Here is a 17,937-nt window from a genome sequence, read left to right on the forward strand (position 1 = left end):
ATATAAAAAAACCTCTGGTTTTCCAGAGGTTTAAAATTTTGTATCAATTAGAATATCCTATCAATTCTTCTTTATTGGAATTGTAAATTCTGTATTCTAAATATTTAAAAGAATCCCTTGGAATAACGGTTACCCACTTTTTATATTTCATAAACCATTTCATCTGGATGCTTTTAATTCCTTTCGTAAGGTAAGCTTCCACAAACGGATGTACATGCAGATAAAGTTTTCCTTTTTCCTTCTGCATAATGGTTCTCAGGGTTTCTCCCATTCTTTCCACGATCACGATCGGAGCTACGATTTCTCCGTCTTTGTTCGGGTTTTCTTCTTTAGTGTCGATCTGTTTTTCCGGACGGTTTCTTTGTCTGGTAATCTGAATGAGCCCGAATTTACTAGGCGGAAGGATTTTATGGCGGGCTTTATCACGCTTCATCTCTTCCTTCAGATGTTCGTACAGATCTCTTCTGTGTTCGGGGTTTGGCATGTCGATAAAATCGATCACAATAATTCCACCCATATCACGGAGACGCAGTTGTCTTGCGATCTCAGTTGCTGCCATTTTATTCACCTTTAAGGCGTGTTCTTTATTTACGGCAGTTCCGGTTGTGATGTTGTTTCCGGAGTTAACGTCGACTACGTGAAGTGCTTCTGTGTGTTCTATCACCAGATAAGCGCCTTTTGAGCTTGGGATATTGACGTGTTTTCCAAAGCTTTGTTTGAGCTGTTTTTCAACATTATAATATTCCAGAAGAGGAATATGGGAATCGTAAAAATGGACAATATTTTTCCTTTCCGGAGCGATAACTTCCAGATAGTTTTTCATCTCTTCCACCATCTGTTCGTCGTCGCAGGTAATGCTCACGAAATCCTGGTTGAAGTTGTCTCTTAAAATAGCTGAAGCTTTATCGTCTTCGCTTAAAACTCTGGACGGAACTTTATTCTTCTGTATATTTTTGAAGGTTGTTTCCCACTTCTGAATCAGCTGATTCATATCATTGTGCAGGTCTGCAACTTTTTTGCCTTCGGCAACGGTTCTTATAATAACACCGAATCCTTCAGGCTTGATGCTTTCGATTAAGGTTCTCAGTCTCTCTTTTTCTTCAAAGCTTTTTACTTTCTTGGAAATCGAAACTTTGTTATCGAAAGGAATAAGTACCAAAAAACGCCCTGTTAAAGAAACCTGAGTGGAAATTCTCGGTCCTTTGGTAGAAATGGGTTCTTTGGTAATCTGTAGCAGAACAAGATCGTCTTTGGCGATTACCTTGTCTACTGTTCCGTTTTTGTCTATTTCGGGTTGTATCTCGAAATTTTTTAAGCTCGAAGTATTCTGTTTTTTGGAAATCGTATCTCGCAAAAACTTTCTGTACGTAAGGTACTGTGGTCCCAGATCCTGATAATGCAAAAAGGCATCCTTTTCGTATCCTATGTTTACGAAAGCTGCATTAAGGTTAGGTGCCAGTTTTTTTACTTTCCCAACAAACAAATCTCCAACTATAAAATCGCTTTTGTCCTCTTGCTCATGAAGTTCACATAGTCTTCCGTCTTCCAGCAGTGCAATCTTTGTAAGATCATCCTCATGCGAAACTATTAGTTCTTTCTTCATTTTGTTGTAAGATAAAATTGTTAAGATTGTAGGAAAAGAGTGTTTTTTTCATCAAATAAATTTTAACCTTAAGTTAAGCATAACAATTGAATGAATGATATTTTTTTTTGATAAAATATAAAACGTTCTTTTCCTTAGACATCTTATAGTTGCAAAACAAAATATAGTCGGTGAGGCTTTAAAATTTAAAATCACCAACTATATCTTTATATTGTAAATCCCGAGAAAAAGAGATTATTTCTTCTTATGTCTGTTTGCTCTTCTTCTTTTCTTTCTCTTATGAGTTGCAACCTTGTGTCTTTTTCTTTTCTTTCCGCTTGGCATAATTATAATTTTTTAGTAACTAGTTAATATTCAGTTAATGTCTTATTTTACTGTAACTTTCGTTTTTACTTTCTCCACAAAAGATTTTGATGGTTTGAAAGCAGGAATGTTATGAGCAGGGATTTCAATGGCAGTATTTTTAGAGATGTTTCTTCCTGTTTTTGCTGCTCTTGTTTTAATGATAAAAGATCCAAAACCTCTTAGATAAACGTTATCTCCATTATACATAGAAGTCCTGATTTCTTGCATAAATGCCTCTACAACTTTCTGTGTTTCATTCTTTTCGGTTCCCAACTTATTTGAGATGGTGTTTACCAATTCTGCCTTTGTCATTTCCTTATTTTAATTTTAAATTTTAGGTGTGCAAATTTAGTTAAAAAAATTGAATATTAGCAAATTAGTGGTAAAATATTTTTTGATAAGAGGTTGAGAACTCAGTATTTATTCTGTAAGCATATTATATTAAGTCACCATTACATACTGGAATTGTAGTAACCATTCTCCACACAGAAGCGGATGAGGTGAAGTTTTGTCTTTAATCCGAGCTTTTCTGTAAGACGGTTGATATACGTATCAATTGTTCTTGTGCTGAGATTCAGTTTTTCTCCTATCTCCTTGTTACTGAAGCCTTCATAGCAGAATTTCATCAGTTGAATTTCTGTAGGAGAAAGCTCTTCCTGGCTTTTTTTCTGGCGGTTCATATAATCCATTACCGCCAAAGGCTGTTGTTCCCACTGTTTTGTGTACGCTTCATAATCGAAACTGTCTGAGGTAATTTTTCCTTTGATGATTTCTTTAATAATCGTACTTTTTTTCTGGCAGTAAAAAATGTTGGGAATTTTAGAAAGAATCTCCGCCATATCTTCCTGATAAGTTCCGGAATATGTAATAATCGGGGTTTCATAATCGCTTTTCCGGATGTATTTAATGGCTTCCAGCCCGCTGAGAACAGGCATAAAAAGCTCTACAATAAATACATCTTCCTGCCTTCTGTAATTCCTGCTGATCAGTTCATGCCCGTTGTTGCAGTCGTTCAGAAGCATGTAGAACGGATTTTCTGTCAGCGTCTTGATCATGATTTTCTTAAAATAAAAATCACTGTCGGCAATAGAAAATCGCACAGTATTGGTTAATATTTTGCTCACTTTTAATATCGATTTGGTGGATGATAATTAAAATTCAGATCACTAAATTAGGAAAATATGCTGAAAGTGAAAATTAATCTTAATTTAATTCGAAAAATAGAATTATTTAATGTAAAAACTTAAATTTTGTGCATAAATTATTTTTTTATAATTTCACAGAACCAAACCAAATCACAAAATATGTCTTCGATCAGGGAGAAAAAACTAAACAAAGCAGACGTTAGGGTAGGCATTTGGAAATTTGTTCTATCATTCATTGTCTTATCAGGTGTATCCTTCATCTGTGTCTTTTTCTTTTTTAAAAGCTATGATATCCAGCGGGAAGGAATCAAAAAACAGGCAGACGACTACCGCGAACTGCTCACCAGAAGCGACCTTCTCAGAATTCACGTCGACAGCATCATGTATCGTATGGATCAGCTCGACATCAATAAAGTGGATAACGATATTTTCCTCCGCAACTACATCATGGATAACGTAAGAGATGCCAAAAACATCATGGGAAAAGACAGTGCCGATAATTTTAAGCATTATTCCATCCTCATGAAGCAGATTGAGCCGATGCTTGCACTGAAAAATCAGATTGTAAATGTTTCCTACAAAGAGCAGAATGCTTTACGGGATCTCAGCGAATGCCGCGGTAAAGTAGGCATTGTAAACCACGAACTCAGGGTAGATCCTACAAGAAAATTTTCGGGAAGCCGACGAAGAAGATAAAAACTAAAATTATGCAGGGACAAATCACACTATCGAAAAAAGAAAGGCATTATCAGTTTTTATATTTGATCTTAATGCTTTTTGCAGCGCTTATTTTTCTGGCAATTATCTTTTTAAAAGGTTTTGAATCTCCGTTTTCATACGAAGACATGATCTCGGTACAGAATCTTGAAGAAAAGGCAAAATTCGATCAGAAGCAGAAATTTTCCTACAAAACCTTAGACAGTACCTTTTCTATGATTAATAAGCTGACAGACGAATCGCCGCAGCCTTTCGTGGAAAGCAATATTATGTACGGAATTAACGACGTTGCCAATTACTTCCAGAACGGAGATAATATTTCAGACATCAGAAAAGATGCATATCCGCAGATTGCGAAATTCTACAAAATGTATTTCAACGATAAAAAATTAATTTCCAGCAAAACAGAAAACATTAAAAGTTTCGAAAAACAGTTTGAAGAATGCTCCATAGGTTTCAAAGAAAAGAAAAGTCAGCTTTTTCAGAGGGAAACCGCTTTAAAGGCACGGACTCAGTAAATTTTATCACTTTTCATAACAACACACCAAATAAAACATACACATCACACAATCATTAACTATGAATTATTTTCAAAAAAACAAAAAAAACATTATCATCGGTGTTATTGCGACGCTGCTCATCGCAGCATTGGTTGCATTGTGGCTGCAGAAGAAGGTAATACACTCCGCAGATGATATTGTAGGGGTTGTTTATCCCTCTTCCCTGAAAGTAGGAGACACTCTTTTGTTTGAAGATAAAACCCAGTTTGCGAAAACCAAAAAATGGATCTTCGGAGACGGAACTTCAAGCGATAAAAACAGCGGCTTCCACTTTTACAACAGACCGGGATATTATCAGGTAACGTTGATTATTGATAATAAATATTCCAAATCTTTTCCTGTAATGGTTTCCGCGAGATCAATTCCGAAGCCGGTAGATTCTGCAAAAACAAGAACTTTAATCGACGCACAGACTCAGGCAATGCAGTTTGAAAACGTACAGTTCCGCGCAATTTCCGATGCCAAACAGTTTACCTGGAAGTTCGGAGAAACCGGAAATATCGATTCCAAAGATAAAATGGCAATCTATTCCTACAAAAAGCCGGGAGATTATGTCGTAACACTTTACACCGACGAAAGCGCAGAGCCTATTCTTCATCAGATTAAAATTCTTCCCGCTTATGATGCGCTTGAAGAAGAAGTAAGTGTAGAAGATGCTTATGCTAAAATAGATAATGATTTTAAATATCATCTTCAGCAGATTGCCAACGGAAACAGCTTCAATATGCACTACAATTATTTACTGAGAACCTATCTGTGCAACAATGAAAATACCGTGGTAAAGGTAAGTGACAGCAAAGTCAATAATTTTTATATGTACTGTGCAGGACTTCAGTTTGATAAAAACATGGTGATCCAGACCGTGAAAGTGAACTTCGATGATGCGCAGAACTGCGTAACCAAAGTTGATATTAACCAAAGTAAATAATTTTCCGTTCAGAAATTTTCTTGAACCAACACACCAATCATTAAATAAATCAGGATGAAAAATAAACTTCCTTTAGCAGCATATTATATCGGAGTTTCAGTAGTACTAGTAAGCTGTCAGGTAAAACTGCCGTCGAAAAGAACTCCCGAACCCACCCATTACGGACAGGTTGATAATTCACCGGTCGTCACCGGTTTTCCTAAAAAATCAGTTCCGTGGATTGCCATATCAGACAGATCCCGAAATACCGCATATCTCGATAAAAGCGATGAGAAATCTTATAAAGAAGTTAAATTTTTAGAGCCTTTAATGGTGTTAAAAAACCGCGACGGAATGGTAAAAGTTGCAGAATATATTCCGGATGCACTCATGAAAAAAGTATCTTCCAAACAGATCAAAACCTATGGCTGGATTCCGGAATCTGATCTTCTTTTATGGAGCAATTCCTTAAAAAGCGAAAAGACAGGCTTTCCGGTAAGAGTAGCCATTGTTCCGAGCAACAGTGAAGTCATCAAAAACTCAGAAAGATATTACAAGAACGATTCCATCATGGTTTTCAATTCGCCAAGTCTTATTGAACAGGCAGATGTGAAAATTCCGAACGGACAGATCGTATACGTCTACAAACAGGCAGAAAACAACAAAAGATTTCTGGTGGGTAAAAAACCAAACATTGATATCGACAGCATCGGTACAAGTCTCTACGGATGGGTAAGCTCCAACGTAGTTTCGACATGGGGAGAACGTTCTGCCGTAAAAATGAAAAATACCACAGGAATTACAGAAACCACGCTGGGAATTCATGAAGGTTCTCCGGGAGGAAACGAAACCGAAAATAGAACCGCTGTTTTATTAACGGATGTAAACAAAAGAACACCGCTTGAAAATATTTTTCCAGTAACATTACCCTTAAATGAACCACCCACTCCGGATTCCAAAACAAAGTATTTTACCAATATTTTAGATTACAGCAAAAATTACGTTTTCAATGTATTGGGAGAGCCGATTTATTTTGACCGTTACCGCGAGATTACAGAGAAAAATAAAAAAATAAATATCGTATTTGCCTTAGACATCAGTGCTCCGAATGCACCTTATGCTCCGATTGTTAAATCTTTGTTACAGGATTTACAGTTGAGATTCGAGAAACCGTCTTACTTTAATCAGGTAAAATACGGAGTGGTTTTGTACAAAAATAATTCGTGTGGAGACAATGTGGCGGTTTCAAATTTAAGCACAGATTACAGCAAAATCACCACCTTCATCGATCAGAAAAGCAATGAGATGAATTGTGTAAGCAACAGTGGTTATCAGCCCGTAAACGAAGGTTTAATGGCAGCCGGAAACCTCTTATCCAACGTTCCGGATGAAACCAATATTGTCATAACGGTGGGAACATCGTCCAGTCAGGGCGGAAATATGTACGGAGTCATCAATTCTTTAACGCAGGCCCAGGCGAGACTGATCATGTTTCAGACCAGCGCGAGATCATCCGATACCTACAATGATTTTGTTTTGATGGCAGAAAATGTGGTAACGAATACGGCAAAAAATATCGCTGAACTGAAAAAACAGAAAATTATTAATCAGAATGATGTTTTAACGAAAAATAATTTCAGTCTTATTGAAGGAGATGAAGGCTTTTTCTCACTCGATTATCCAAAGCAGAGTATGGCACAGGGATTTGTAATTTTTCCTAAAAAAGGAGATATCGCGAAGCCGGGTTATCTTAAAAAATCTGTCGACAGTCTGATTGCGCAGGTTACTCTTGATAATACGACTTTGGATAAATCTTTAAACGATTATTTCCATTCATCAGTAGGAGCAGGAAGAACGGATGTGGATGTAAAATACAAATATCTTTATCCGGGACTTACCAATCCAGTTCCGGCAGGAATTGCCGCACAGCTCATCAATTACGGAAATCCGTTTCTGGTGAAAGGTTACATTCCGAAAGAACTGAAAGACTACAAACCGGGACTAGAGAAAGGAATTTTAATTTCTGAGAAAGAATTTGACAATTTAAAACTTTTCTACACCGAAGTTTATCAGAATACAGGAGCGGAACGATCAGATTTTAGCCAGTCCAGAGCGATTAACGAGTACGTGAAACTGCTGAAAAAATACAACCCTACTCTGAAATTTTTAGATAAAAGTGATCTTTACAAACAGCCGATGTCTTACGCGGTGGGAATAAGTACAGGTTTTGATAATTCTGATGAAGAACTGATGTCGAAATATATGCTGAAAGGCTGGAAAAAATCTAAAATTGTGACCAATGAAACGGTAAAAACCTATTTTAAACATTACAAAGATTTAGCCGACAGAATGTTGTCTCACAGAAATGATCCTGCGGTGAAAATTGAGCAGAACGGACAGACTTTTTACTGGCTGAATGAATATTTTATGCCGACCATGATGCCCGTTGAAGAACCGGAATATACTCAACATTAATTATTTATAAACAGAAAAGCGGAAAATATTTTTCTGCTTTTTTTATTTTTTAATGTAAATTTTTTATCTTTGGATTACCCAAATCACGTAAATATGTCACAGCAATCATCACCTCATGACGGCAAATATTTTGTTGTCCGGAAAGGCAAAGCCCAGTGTAATCAGGGTGATCAGTTCCCGCAGTACAAAGTTACTTCCCATCAGAAACATTTTTGGAACGATTCCGAGGGTAATGCAGATTTTCTTGGCGTTACCGAAGACGATCTTCAGTTTAATCCATCCGGTCCCAGTTTTGGAAAATGTAAACTGAAACCTACTTCAGGAGGCTATTTGCCATGCTCTTATGCGCCTGCCGGAAAATGGCAGAAAACATACGACAAAGTAACCATTATGGGCAAAAAGATCGTCACCGAATTTTCTGAACTGCAATGTGTAATCGGAGGTAAAATTACCATCAAAGATCACGGACAGCGTGGAGAAATGAGCAAGCAGAATGTGAAAAATGCGGATAACAAAACCGTTCAGCACATCAATCCTTTAGTGAAAATGCAGGATTTTAAAGAAACCGTTCTTGAAAATGAAATTGATGCCTATTAATTAATTCCAAAAAACATTCTATGTCTAAACAAGGAGTTTCAAAGATCTCAGGAAATCCAAATCCTGTAGTTGGCGAAAAAACAACTTACATGGTTACGGACTGGTATCCTGCTACACCTTCAGGAGAAAGAAATCCTGCTTTGGTAACCTGGGAGCTTTTTAAAAAACGTCCCGACGGAAGTTTTACCACAACAAACATCAAAAAAGTGGGGGACGGAAGTTTTACATTCGGAGAAGTTGCAGCCAAAAATACCTATCGTCTGGAAGCTTATCTTCATAGTCCTGAAGGAAAAGGGAGTACCACCATTGATATTACTCCGCAACCAGGAGAAATTCCAAAGATCAATAAAGTGGAACTGCGCTATGCAGACGATTCTCCGGGAACCGTTTTCAGTTATCAGGAAAAGCTTATAGCCAGCGCGCAGTGCGTAAATCTTGCAGGTAAAAAACTGCTGTTTACGCTTTGGGAAGATGATGCAGCCGGAGAAGGACATAATTCTAAGAATAAATTTGTAGACAGCAAAGAAGCGGTTGTAAGCAGAACCGGAACTGCAACCGCAGAATTCATACTTACTAAAGCTTTGATGCAGAAAGCTTCACAAGGAGAAAGAGATCCTAAAGAACTGGAATTCTATGTAACGGTAGAATATTACAAAGACAGAAAGCACGCAAGTGAAAACCGCGTGATAAAAAATCCTGAATACAAACCGCCTGTTCAGCCGTCTCAGGCTCCGAAATCCACGCCAAAAGCCACCGGTTCGCCCGCCGCTTCAAAACCAGATTCTAAAAAAGAAACCAGCGGAATATTTGATTCCTTCACAGAAACCGTAAGAAATACATGGAATGAACTTTGGGACTGGGCAGAATCCAAAGGAACGGTAAAACCGGATAAAAAACCTACGGCTGCCAAACCTGAAGGTAAAACAAAGAGTGTGGTAGATCATACGGAAAAACAGGCTTCAGATAAAAAAGGAAAGTGTTTTTGCAACAGGGATTTTACCGCTGAAGAATTTGAAAAAATTATTAAAGGACTTAGAGATAGTGAGCCAAGAGTTAAAAAAGACAGCGGCTATGCACTTTTCGGTGCCAGTAATTGTGAATTGCCGGAAGAAGATAAGACGATTGAAAAATTAAGAACTCAGTTGAATAGCCTTTTTACAAAATATCAGATTAATACATGTTTAAGAAAGCTTCATTTTCTGGCGCAGGTTTATCATGAGACAGACCGGTTAAGAACAACTTTAGAGTATGCTACTAAAAAAGATTATAAACCTTATTTTGGAAGAGGCTTAATGCAATTAACCTGGGAGAGTAATTATAAAATCTACAAAGCATACAGCGGAATTGATTGTGTAAAGGACTATGACAAGATTTCAAACAATCTGTCCAATGCCTGTGATTCTGCCGGTTGGTACTGGAAGCAGGGAAAAGTTTTAGGAGTAGGAAAAAGATGGAAAGGACCTGCCGATCCTCCTGCATACGTAAAGATTCAGAATCCGGATTATCCTAAAGAAACAATTACTTACACAGACGGAAAAACAAGCGGAAAATATGGTACCGTAAATTTAGGATTAATTGCAGATGACGATAAAGTAGATTTAATAAGTTATTTAGTAAATGGAGGTTCTAACGGACTGCAGGAAAGAAGAAATTATGTATTAACTTTAAAGAATATTTTTAAGTATCCTCAGGATTGTGTAAATAAAGACCAGAAAAAAACGGCTGCATCTTCAGGAAGTACTTCTGTAACGATTAGATTAACCAGAAAATGGCAGACGAACAAATCTACAATCGGAGAATTTACAATTGATAATTCGGAAATTAAAGGTTATATTCTTGAGGAAAAAGGTCCCGATACTACCGTTTCGGGAATTGAACAAAGAGTTCCCGTCGGTACATACAATTTGGAGTGGCATGCCGGAACGAAAATAAAAAAAGGGTTAAAATTATATAACGATGTAGTATCAAAATCAAGAGCAATTTTAATACATTCCGGAAATACAGCGGATGACACCGAAGGGTGCTTATTACCGGGTTCTACCAAATCCAAAGACTTTGTGGGAGGTAGTAAAGTAAAATTAAAGGAAATATTTGACTATGTAGAAGAAATTGGCATAAAAGATGCTAAAATTATTATTTCACAAGCGTATGAATAGATTGTATTTATTGATGTCATTTGCCGTATTATTTTCGTGCAAAAGTCCGTCTCAGGAAAATGCTAATAAAGATATTAGTGAAAAAGTTACCACGCTTACAACGTCACTCGAAAATAAAGAAGAATCAGCTTTTCTGAACAGTTTTCCTAAAGATTTTACAAGTTTTAAAAATACTTTTGGATGGGATGATGAAAAAGATACTGCAGAACCACTTTATAATAATGCCAATAAATATCTTGACTATTGGTTTTCGCTTATTAAACAGCCAAAATACAATAAATACGAAAGCCAGATCATTGATATATCAAAAGGAGGTATTTGGCAGGCTGATGCAGTTGCGTATTTTCAGAATAGTGCCGTAAAGTATATTAAAGAAAATAAAAGATATCATCTTATCAATTCTCTTTCAGATAATGATGCAAAGTCTGTTTTGTCATTTTTATTTGATAGCGGATCAGGATTTAAAAAAGATTCGGATTTTATTTCAAATTTAAATAAAGAAAAACAGCAGCTTGCCAATAGTTTTTTATCTGCCAATATCTCCTCTGAAAAAAAGCGGGGATCGTTTGAAACCTATGAAAATAACAAAAATTATTTCATAAAAACTTTCGACGTAAACAAAGATGGAATTCCGGATAAATTAGTAAGCAGTACAGCTTATCAGGGCGAAGATTTATTTGTTTTTTTAGGAAATAAAGCAGGAAGCTATGATCTGAATTTGGAGACAACGAATTTTTCTGAAGACGGAGGAAATATCATCAGAGATATTACACCGATCGCCAACAGTAAAGGTTTTACAGTGAAAACTTACTTTCCCGATCGCGGCTTTTACGAAAAGGAATTTAATATTATTCCCGAAAATAATACATGGATTTTGAGAAATACTATTTATAAAACCATGTCTGATGTTTCAGAAAATGCTGTAAAGTACATTTGTGATGTTTCTCAGAATATCGATATTACAAAATCCGGCTGGTCAGACAGATTAAATTCTATTCCGGAAGAAAATGAAAGAAGCAAAAAATGCAGGGTAGAAAAAGTTTCGGAAAACGGGAAGCAGTACCTTATTCAGGATCCGGATGGTTATACGAATCTACGGAAAGAAAAAAATACATCTTCACAGGTTTTACAAAAAATAAATTCAGGTGAAAATGTTGAGGTTCTGGATAATTCCGGAGACTGGTATCTTGTAAAAACCAGACAGGGCACTAAAGGATATGTGCATAAAAGCAGGATAACATCTGCTCATTAATAATAAAATTAATAAAAATAAAGGAAGTTATGTACCCATGACTTCCTTTTTGTTTTAAAAGATCGGATTTTTGAATTAAATTAAAATAAAAATATTTTCGGATTAAAATTTATGGTATTTTTGATCTAATAAATACGTCAAAAGTATACCTTATGATTACAAAAAAAATCATTGGAATTTGTTTACTGGCAGGGGTTTTTGCCATTTCCTGCTCCAAAAATGAAACAAAAAACAAAGCAATAAAAGCGGATTCTATGTCCGTTTCTCAGCCTGTTGAAAAAACAGCAGTTCCCGTTGAGAAAAAAGATTCAGCACAATCTGATGAACAAGCAGAAAGTCCGGAAGAAAAAGATACAAAAAAGACCGTTTCCAAAACTTCTGTTGAAGGAAAATTTATCGCAACAACCTGTGAAGGTGCAAGATTTTCAATAGAATTTAAAAATACCGACGGAAATCCAACGTTTAAAATTTTAGATAAAACAAAAATAATTGCTGCCGGAAATGTTTCTGCAGAAACCGACGAAAAAACAGGAGCGATCACCAACATTATGATGGGCGAAATTGGCGGTGTGTATGAAGGTGACAAAATTGTGATCCAGAATTACGGAAATGCCATGAACGAATTCGAACACTTCACACAATGCGGCGATAAATATCTGGAATTCACCAGACAGAAATAATCAAAAATTAATGATTGAAATAGAAACAGCATCCATTTTCGGGCGCTGTTTTTTTGTGGTTAAATTTAAAATGGTTTTAAAAAGTTTGTATTCTTACTGAATAGAATGCTCATTACAGATTTCAAAGAATTGATTGGGATTAAAAAACTTATGAACCTTGCGTTACATAAACATCATACTTAAATAACGAGATAATCAAAACGGCAAAACTATTTTGCTGACTAAAAAATTTCTTCTAACTTAGTTTTAGCCAAAAAACAAAATATATGACCGTTCATTTTATCCTTTCCGGTGAAACGCTGGAAAGTATAGCTGAAGAAATTAATCTCGAAAATCCAAAATACCTTAAAGAATTTCACAATACCCATTGTGCAAGAGAAGATTTTATAGATGATGACCTTGTTCCGCGGAAAAAACTTCTTATTCCTGATATTCATAAAATAAAGGAATACAACAGCCGCAACGATGCTCATTTTAAAAGTCCGAAATTAAATCCTCACATTCCTTTCCATCCTGAAAATCTGGCTAAAATTTATACTGTTGAAAGCCGGGAAACCGAAGAAAATGAGCTTGAAGAAAAACAGAATGCACTTTCTTACACCGTTTCAGTAAAGTGGATTCGGAAAGAAGACAATGTTCACTTTTTTCACCTCTTCAAAAATAATTTTTCGGAAAAATCGGGAAGCATGATGGCAGATCTCGCTTCAGAATCCATCCGTTCGCTGAATCCTGTTGAGGTAAAAACCGACTATAAAGGCAGAGTTGTATTTATTTCCCTAACCAAAGAAACAACTGATCATTTTAGTAAAATAAAAGAACGTTTAGAAGATCTTTTTCCCGATAAATACGCCAAAATATATCTTGATGAATTCGAACGGATTGTTCTCAATCCTTCACTTTTCCACAGCAGAATGAAGGACGATATTTTCATCAAAAATTATTTTGCCGACCTAAGAAACAGCTTTAGAAACGGAAAATCTTACTTGGCTCAGTCAATTGGAGAAGAGCATACAGAAATTCAGCTTTTGCAACAGGTGGAAAATGCGGATTATGACCGGGAAATTATTCTACAGCAGAAAATAAATCCATTGGAAGAAGATAAAGATTTCAAAGGAAAATATGTACTGTTTACTGAATCGGGATTAGTAAAAGAGATCGAAATCAAATATAATATTTCTCAGTTTGGTGTAAAAAATACGAGTCTTTTTGTGTTAAAAGAATTGTCGTAAACATTTTACAGTAAAGGATTCTTAAGATTTTATTAAATCTACAATTGTAGAATTACGACATCAAATCGTAGAATTACGACAAATTTTAAAATTGCTGTTTAAAAACTTTCGGAAGAGAGATTGCCGCTTTATCTTTGTTACACAATCACCGAATCACAAAATATTATTAACGATTAAAATTTACCTATCATGGCAGCAAATTCAAGAGGAATCTTAAAATTCAATGGCGGAGAAGGGCAAAAATTGCTGAAACTGAACTACAGCGTTTCAAGATCTACGGATGTTTCCGGTAGAGTAGCTTCAGATCCTTCCAATGCGCTCATCAAAGTAACCGTAGAAGCAACAGAAAAATCAGACATTCTGGAAAGCTTACTGAACGGAAAATACAAACCGACAACAGGAGAAATCACCTTCAACAAATCCCACGAAGAAGGCACATTAATCACCCTTTCATGGAACAACGGATACGTTATTCAGCACGAAGTTGAGTTCGACGCGGTAGACGAAAACAGTATGCTCATCAGTTTTGTGGTAAGTGCAGAAACCATCGACTACGGAAACTCCAAATACGAAGGTCTTTGGCCATCAAGCTAAAATATTCATTTCATCGTATTCATACAAAAGACTGTCGTACAAGGCGGTCTTTTTTTACCATTTTTAATTAAATTTTGTTAAAATAATCATTCTAAATCACATTATTAAGACATAATTTTCCGTTTTTAAGAAAAAACAGTTAACTTAGTAAACAATAAAAATTCAGACGGTTATAGATTCACTCCAGTTAAAAATAAGGAAAATCCAAACCCGAAGAACACCAAATTACACACACCAAATATTAATCTGAATAGTACAATGGGAGTATTAGTTACCAATGAGACTGTAAAGCAGCTATTTCATATAGCACAATCCATCGCGAAGGAAAATTACAATGCAACCTATGGAGCTCCGCACATTTTGCAGGCACTCATGCACAAAGACATCGGGCTGAACGAATTCCTTAAAAGCATCGACAAAGATCCCGGATATTTCTACGAATGGGCAGATGTTCGCATTGAAGATTATCCTAAAACCACCCATCTTCCCAACGAAACCGGAGAAGATGAAACAGTAGATCGTATTGTGGAAGAAGCAGATGATATCCGTCTGAAATTAGGTCTGGACGAAATTACCCCGATCTGCATTCTAACGGCAATTGTAAAACCTCAGGTCGCTTTTACGTTACAACAGCTCAAATCCCTTCCTCTCAGAGAACATGAAATTTTCAATCTGTACAGAAAAGATACATCTTACGAAAGTTCGGAAAACGGAGAATTTTCTTCCATATTTTCAAACGGTTCAGACTATTCAGACCCGTCTTTTCCTTCCATAAAAAGCTATTGCACAGACAGAACAGCTCAGGCGAGAAAAGGAGAACTGGAAAACATCATCGGAAGAGACAAAGAACTCAGAATGCTGGTTGAAATTCTCTGCCGGAAAAGCAAACCGAACGTTATCATTATCGGAGAACCCGGAGTCGGGAAAACCGCTTTGGTAGAAGGTTTTGCCATTGAAATCACCAAAGGAAACGTTCCTGAGATGCTTAAAAACGGAACCTTACTGGAATTGGACACCGGAGCATTACTGGCAGGAACCTCTTACAAAGGAGAAATTGAAGACCGTCTGAAAAAAGTCATCAACGAATGTAAAAAGATAGAAAAAGCCATTCTTTTTATTGATGAAATTCACACCCTTTTAGATCCAAAAGGAAGCATCGGAAACGTTGCAAACCTGCTTAAACCTGAACTGGCAAGAGGTGAAATTACCGTCATCGGAGCCACCACTCAGGAAGAATACAGAAAAATTATTGAGCCGGAACAGGCTTTCAACCGACGATTCGAAGTGTTAACGGTAAATGAGCCGGACGAAAAAACCTGCGTTAAAATGATCGACGTTTTACTCGAAGGTTACAAAAAACACCACGGAATTGAAGTAGAGAAAACTGCCCTTCCGGAATGTGTCCGTCTTGCAAAAAGATATGCTAAAGGGAAAAAACTTCCCGATGCAGCAATCGATCTCTTAGACAGAACCATGGCGGCGATTAAAATGCTCGACGAACTTTCAGAGAAAGAACTGGAAAGCTGGAAATTAACCTACGAAAAGCTTCAGAGCGAAGATTATTTCGATGAAAAAGACAAAGCAGACGAACTGATCTGGAATTACAATCTGCTGAGAGACAAAATAAGTCCGATTTTGTGGGGTTCTTTAAGTGAGCAGCCACAAATCGACAATTCCATGCCGGTGGAACAGATTCAGAAAATTATTGAAGACAGCTACGCCGAACTTTTGCAGCACGCCTCAAAAAAAAGAGAAAAAGTAGACCGTCTTGAACTCGCGGCGGTAATGGCGGCAAAAACAAACATTCCGATCGGGAAAATTCAGGCGCAGGAAAAAGAGAAACTGCTGAATATGGAATCTCTTTTAATGAACCGTGTTGTAGGGCAGGATCATGCTTTAAAAATCCTTTCCGATGCAATTGTTGAAAACCGAAGCGGACTGAATAAACCGGGACAGCCCATTGGATCATTCTTCCTTTTGGGACCAACAGGAACAGGAAAGACCGAGCTGGCAAAATCGATGGCAGAACTCCTTTTCAACGACGAAAAAGCAATGGTTCGTTTCGATATGTCTGAATTTAAGGAAGAACATTCGGCCGCACTTTTGTACGGTGCGCCTCCCGGATACGTAGGTTACGAAGAAGGAGGAATGCTCGTAAACAAAATAAGACAGCAGCCTTACACTGTGGTGTTATTTGATGAAATTGAAAAAGCCCATCATTCGGTTTTTGATGTCTTTTTACAGATCATGGACGAAGGAAAAGTTCATGATAAACTTGGAAAAGAAGGCGATTTCAGCAATGCCCTGATCTTATTTACCTCAAATATCGGAAGCGAAGAAATCGTAAAACAGTTTGAAGAAGGAAAAATCCCGGAATCAAAATCCCTAATGCAGATTATGTCGAATTCAGGACGTTTCAGACCGGAATTTTTAGCAAGAATTACAGAAATTATTCCTTTTGCGCCAATTACAGAATCTATCGCCGAGAGAATTTTTAATATTCAGTTAAAATCACTGCACAACTCTTTAGCGCGACTGGGAATGAGCCTGAAAATCTCCGATGAAGCCGTGAAAAATCTTGCATTGGGCGGATTCAGCAGCAAATACGGAGCAAGACAAATCTCAGGAGTGATACGTTCTCAATTGTCAAGACCGATCTCGAAAATGATCGTAAGAGAAGAAGTAAAAGCCGGACAAACCATTCATGTCAACTGGAATTCCGAAGAAGAAAAACTGAGCTGGAAAGTAGAGTAAGAAAATAGTGAATCTGTTTAAAAAACTTTTCACAAAAGCATAAAAACAATGAACCCAAATCTCAAAAATATTTTTCTAACCGCAATGGTATTGTTGTGTTCTCATTTTACGAACGCACAGTTTCTTGCTGCTTCCGATACTTCGGAAAGCAGTGTGAAGAAATACAAAAGCATCATTAATGCCAACAGAGAAATTGTAGATTTTATTGAATATTCTCTGGTTCAGAAAGGTTTGCCGAGGCATTTGAGAAATCTAGCCTTAATAGAATCCCATTTCAACAGAAATATAGCTTCCGGAGCCGGAGCAGTGGGAGTCTGGCAATTTATGACCGCTCACGCCAATCAATACGGATTAACCGAACAGAACAGAACGGATATTTACAAAAGCACAAAAACAGCAACAGTTTCCTTAGCCAATCTCTACAAAAAATACAACAACTGGATCACTGTAGTGGCTGCTTACAACTGCGGAGAAGGAAATATTGCCAAAGCCATGACCGCTGCAAACTCTACTCAATACCATATTTTTTGTAAGTTTTTGCCGGAAGAAACCATCAATCATGTTAAAAAATATCTGAATGCATGCTACGCAACCGGAGAACTCCAAAATGTTCTGGCAAACTATAATTCCTCAAGAATGAACACCGTTTTCTTCGTAAAAGGAGGAAGCGGAAAAAACAATGGGCAATTGGCAGAAACCGAGATCAATGCAGGATTCAATCTCAACATCATTGCTGATGAACTGGATGTAGATGTAGATAAATTACTTTCATGGAATCCAAATATCAACGATGAACTTCAGAAAAAAGGAGAAGGCACTTTATACCTTCCTACCGATCTGATGCCCGATTTTTTATTGAGAAAAACTAAAATTCTTTCAAGATCCGTAAAAGAAGGAAATACACAAAACACCGCACAGTAGAA

The 17,937-nt window shown here is 36.9% G+C and carries 15 protein-coding genes; 12 read left to right on the forward strand and 3 right to left on the reverse strand.

All coding sequences use genetic code 11. The features are described 5' to 3' along the window. Window positions 1–43: 43 nt before the first annotated feature. The 3 genes from H6W53_RS19305 to H6W53_RS21685 all read right to left on the reverse strand — a co-directional run bounded on the left by H6W53_RS19305 (window position 44) and on the right by H6W53_RS21685 (window position 3,072). A complete protein-coding gene (locus tag H6W53_RS19305; protein WP_185209039.1) occupies window positions 44–1,603 on the reverse strand; it encodes a ribonuclease E/G in 1,560 nt (519 codons plus the stop codon). Between the two features lie 366 nt (window positions 1,604–1,969). Then, entirely contained in the window at window positions 1,970–2,260 is a 291-nt protein-coding gene (locus H6W53_RS19310; RefSeq protein ID WP_027388329.1) for an HU family DNA-binding protein, read from the reverse strand. A gap of 140 nt (window positions 2,261–2,400) precedes the next feature. After that, window positions 2,401–3,072 (reverse strand): LuxR C-terminal-related transcriptional regulator, encoded by a 672-nt coding sequence (locus H6W53_RS21685; RefSeq protein WP_185209040.1) that lies wholly within the window; start codon window positions 3,070–3,072, stop codon window positions 2,401–2,403. Window positions 3,073–3,252: 180 nt separating this feature from the next. On the opposite strand from H6W53_RS21685, the gene tssO reads away from it, so the two are divergent. From tssO to H6W53_RS19375, 12 genes are all read left to right on the forward strand, one after another. Next, window positions 3,253–3,789, forward strand: coding sequence for a type VI secretion system TssO (gene tssO, locus H6W53_RS19320; protein WP_087712125.1), 537 nt, complete (start codon window positions 3,253–3,255; stop codon window positions 3,787–3,789). Between the two features lie 11 nt (window positions 3,790–3,800). Continuing rightward, window positions 3,801–4,328: a type VI secretion system transmembrane protein TssO gene (locus H6W53_RS19325; RefSeq protein ID WP_185209042.1), complete on the forward strand. Its 528-nt coding sequence runs from the start codon at window positions 3,801–3,803 to the stop codon at window positions 4,326–4,328. Between the two features lie 61 nt (window positions 4,329–4,389). After that, on the forward strand, window positions 4,390–5,298 hold the full coding sequence (locus H6W53_RS19330; RefSeq protein WP_076392027.1) for a PKD domain-containing protein: 909 nt from the start codon (window positions 4,390–4,392) through the stop codon (window positions 5,296–5,298). Window positions 5,299–5,352: 54 nt separating this feature from the next. Continuing rightward, the gene (gene tssR / locus H6W53_RS19335) at window positions 5,353–7,752 is read left to right on the forward strand and encodes a type VI secretion system protein TssR (protein WP_185209044.1); all 2,400 of its coding nucleotides are present in this window, start codon (window positions 5,353–5,355) and stop codon (window positions 7,750–7,752) included. Between the two features lie 93 nt (window positions 7,753–7,845). Then, window positions 7,846–8,349 (forward strand): DUF4280 domain-containing protein, encoded by a 504-nt coding sequence (locus tag H6W53_RS19340; RefSeq protein WP_185209046.1) that lies wholly within the window; start codon window positions 7,846–7,848, stop codon window positions 8,347–8,349. A gap of 20 nt (window positions 8,350–8,369) precedes the next feature. Continuing rightward, window positions 8,370–10,505, forward strand: coding sequence for a DUF5675 family protein (locus H6W53_RS19345; protein ID WP_185209048.1), 2,136 nt, complete (start codon window positions 8,370–8,372; stop codon window positions 10,503–10,505). Further along, window positions 10,498–11,757, forward strand: a complete 1,260-nt coding sequence (locus H6W53_RS19350; RefSeq protein WP_185209051.1) for an SH3 domain-containing protein — start codon at window positions 10,498–10,500, stop codon at window positions 11,755–11,757. The genes H6W53_RS19345 and H6W53_RS19350 overlap by 8 nt, the downstream gene beginning before the upstream one ends. A 152-nt stretch (window positions 11,758–11,909) precedes the next feature. Further along, a complete protein-coding gene (locus H6W53_RS19355; RefSeq protein WP_185209053.1) occupies window positions 11,910–12,437 on the forward strand; it encodes a hypothetical protein in 528 nt (175 codons plus the stop codon). Window positions 12,438–12,703: 266 nt separating this feature from the next. Then, a complete protein-coding gene (locus H6W53_RS19360; RefSeq protein WP_185209055.1) occupies window positions 12,704–13,666 on the forward strand; it encodes a hypothetical protein in 963 nt (320 codons plus the stop codon). A 189-nt stretch (window positions 13,667–13,855) separates the two neighbouring features. Beyond that, window positions 13,856–14,260 (forward strand): type VI secretion system tube protein TssD, encoded by a 405-nt coding sequence (gene tssD / locus H6W53_RS19365; RefSeq protein WP_076392041.1) that lies wholly within the window; start codon window positions 13,856–13,858, stop codon window positions 14,258–14,260. Between the two features lie 258 nt (window positions 14,261–14,518). Then, window positions 14,519–17,014 carry an ATP-dependent Clp protease ATP-binding subunit gene (locus H6W53_RS19370; RefSeq protein ID WP_185209057.1) on the forward strand — a complete coding sequence of 832 codons (2,496 nt, stop codon included), beginning with the start codon at window positions 14,519–14,521 and terminating at the stop codon, window positions 17,012–17,014. A 48-nt stretch (window positions 17,015–17,062) separates the two neighbouring features. Next, window positions 17,063–17,935, forward strand: coding sequence for a lytic transglycosylase domain-containing protein (locus H6W53_RS19375; RefSeq protein ID WP_185209059.1), 873 nt, complete (start codon window positions 17,063–17,065; stop codon window positions 17,933–17,935). Window positions 17,936–17,937: the final 2 nt, after the last annotated feature.

Origin of the sequence: Chryseobacterium sp. C3, from assembly GCF_014218905.1 — a bacterium.
In the GTDB taxonomy this organism is placed as follows: domain Bacteria; phylum Bacteroidota; class Bacteroidia; order Flavobacteriales; family Weeksellaceae; genus Chryseobacterium; species Chryseobacterium mucoviscidosis.

Bases quoted from the DNA above. Each gene is read 5' to 3' on its own strand.
- H6W53_RS19355 (WP_185209053.1), top strand. From the start codon at position 11,910: ATGATTACAAAAAAAATCATTGGAATTTGTTTACTGGCAGGGGTTTTT.
- tssD (WP_076392041.1), top strand. From the start codon at position 13,856: ATGGCAGCAAATTCAAGAGGAATCTTAAAATTCAATGGCGGAGAAGGG.
- H6W53_RS19325 (WP_185209042.1), top strand. From the start codon at position 3,801: ATGCAGGGACAAATCACACTATCGAAAAAAGAAAGGCATTATCAGTTT.
- H6W53_RS19350 (WP_185209051.1), top strand. From the start codon at position 10,498: ATGAATAGATTGTATTTATTGATGTCATTTGCCGTATTATTTTCGTGC.
- tssO (WP_087712125.1), top strand. From the start codon at position 3,253: ATGTCTTCGATCAGGGAGAAAAAACTAAACAAAGCAGACGTTAGGGTA.
- H6W53_RS19360 (WP_185209055.1), top strand. From the start codon at position 12,704: ATGACCGTTCATTTTATCCTTTCCGGTGAAACGCTGGAAAGTATAGCT.
- H6W53_RS19305 (WP_185209039.1), bottom strand. From the start codon at position 1,603: ATGAAGAAAGAACTAATAGTTTCGCATGAGGATGATCTTACAAAGATT.
- H6W53_RS19345 (WP_185209048.1), top strand. From the start codon at position 8,370: ATGTCTAAACAAGGAGTTTCAAAGATCTCAGGAAATCCAAATCCTGTA.
- H6W53_RS19330 (WP_076392027.1), top strand. From the start codon at position 4,390: ATGAATTATTTTCAAAAAAACAAAAAAAACATTATCATCGGTGTTATT.
- H6W53_RS19340 (WP_185209046.1), top strand. From the start codon at position 7,846: ATGTCACAGCAATCATCACCTCATGACGGCAAATATTTTGTTGTCCGG.
- H6W53_RS19375 (WP_185209059.1), top strand. From the start codon at position 17,063: ATGAACCCAAATCTCAAAAATATTTTTCTAACCGCAATGGTATTGTTG.
- H6W53_RS19310 (WP_027388329.1), bottom strand. From the start codon at position 2,260: ATGACAAAGGCAGAATTGGTAAACACCATCTCAAATAAGTTGGGAACC.
- tssR (WP_185209044.1), top strand. From the start codon at position 5,353: ATGAAAAATAAACTTCCTTTAGCAGCATATTATATCGGAGTTTCAGTA.
- H6W53_RS19370 (WP_185209057.1), top strand. From the start codon at position 14,519: ATGGGAGTATTAGTTACCAATGAGACTGTAAAGCAGCTATTTCATATA.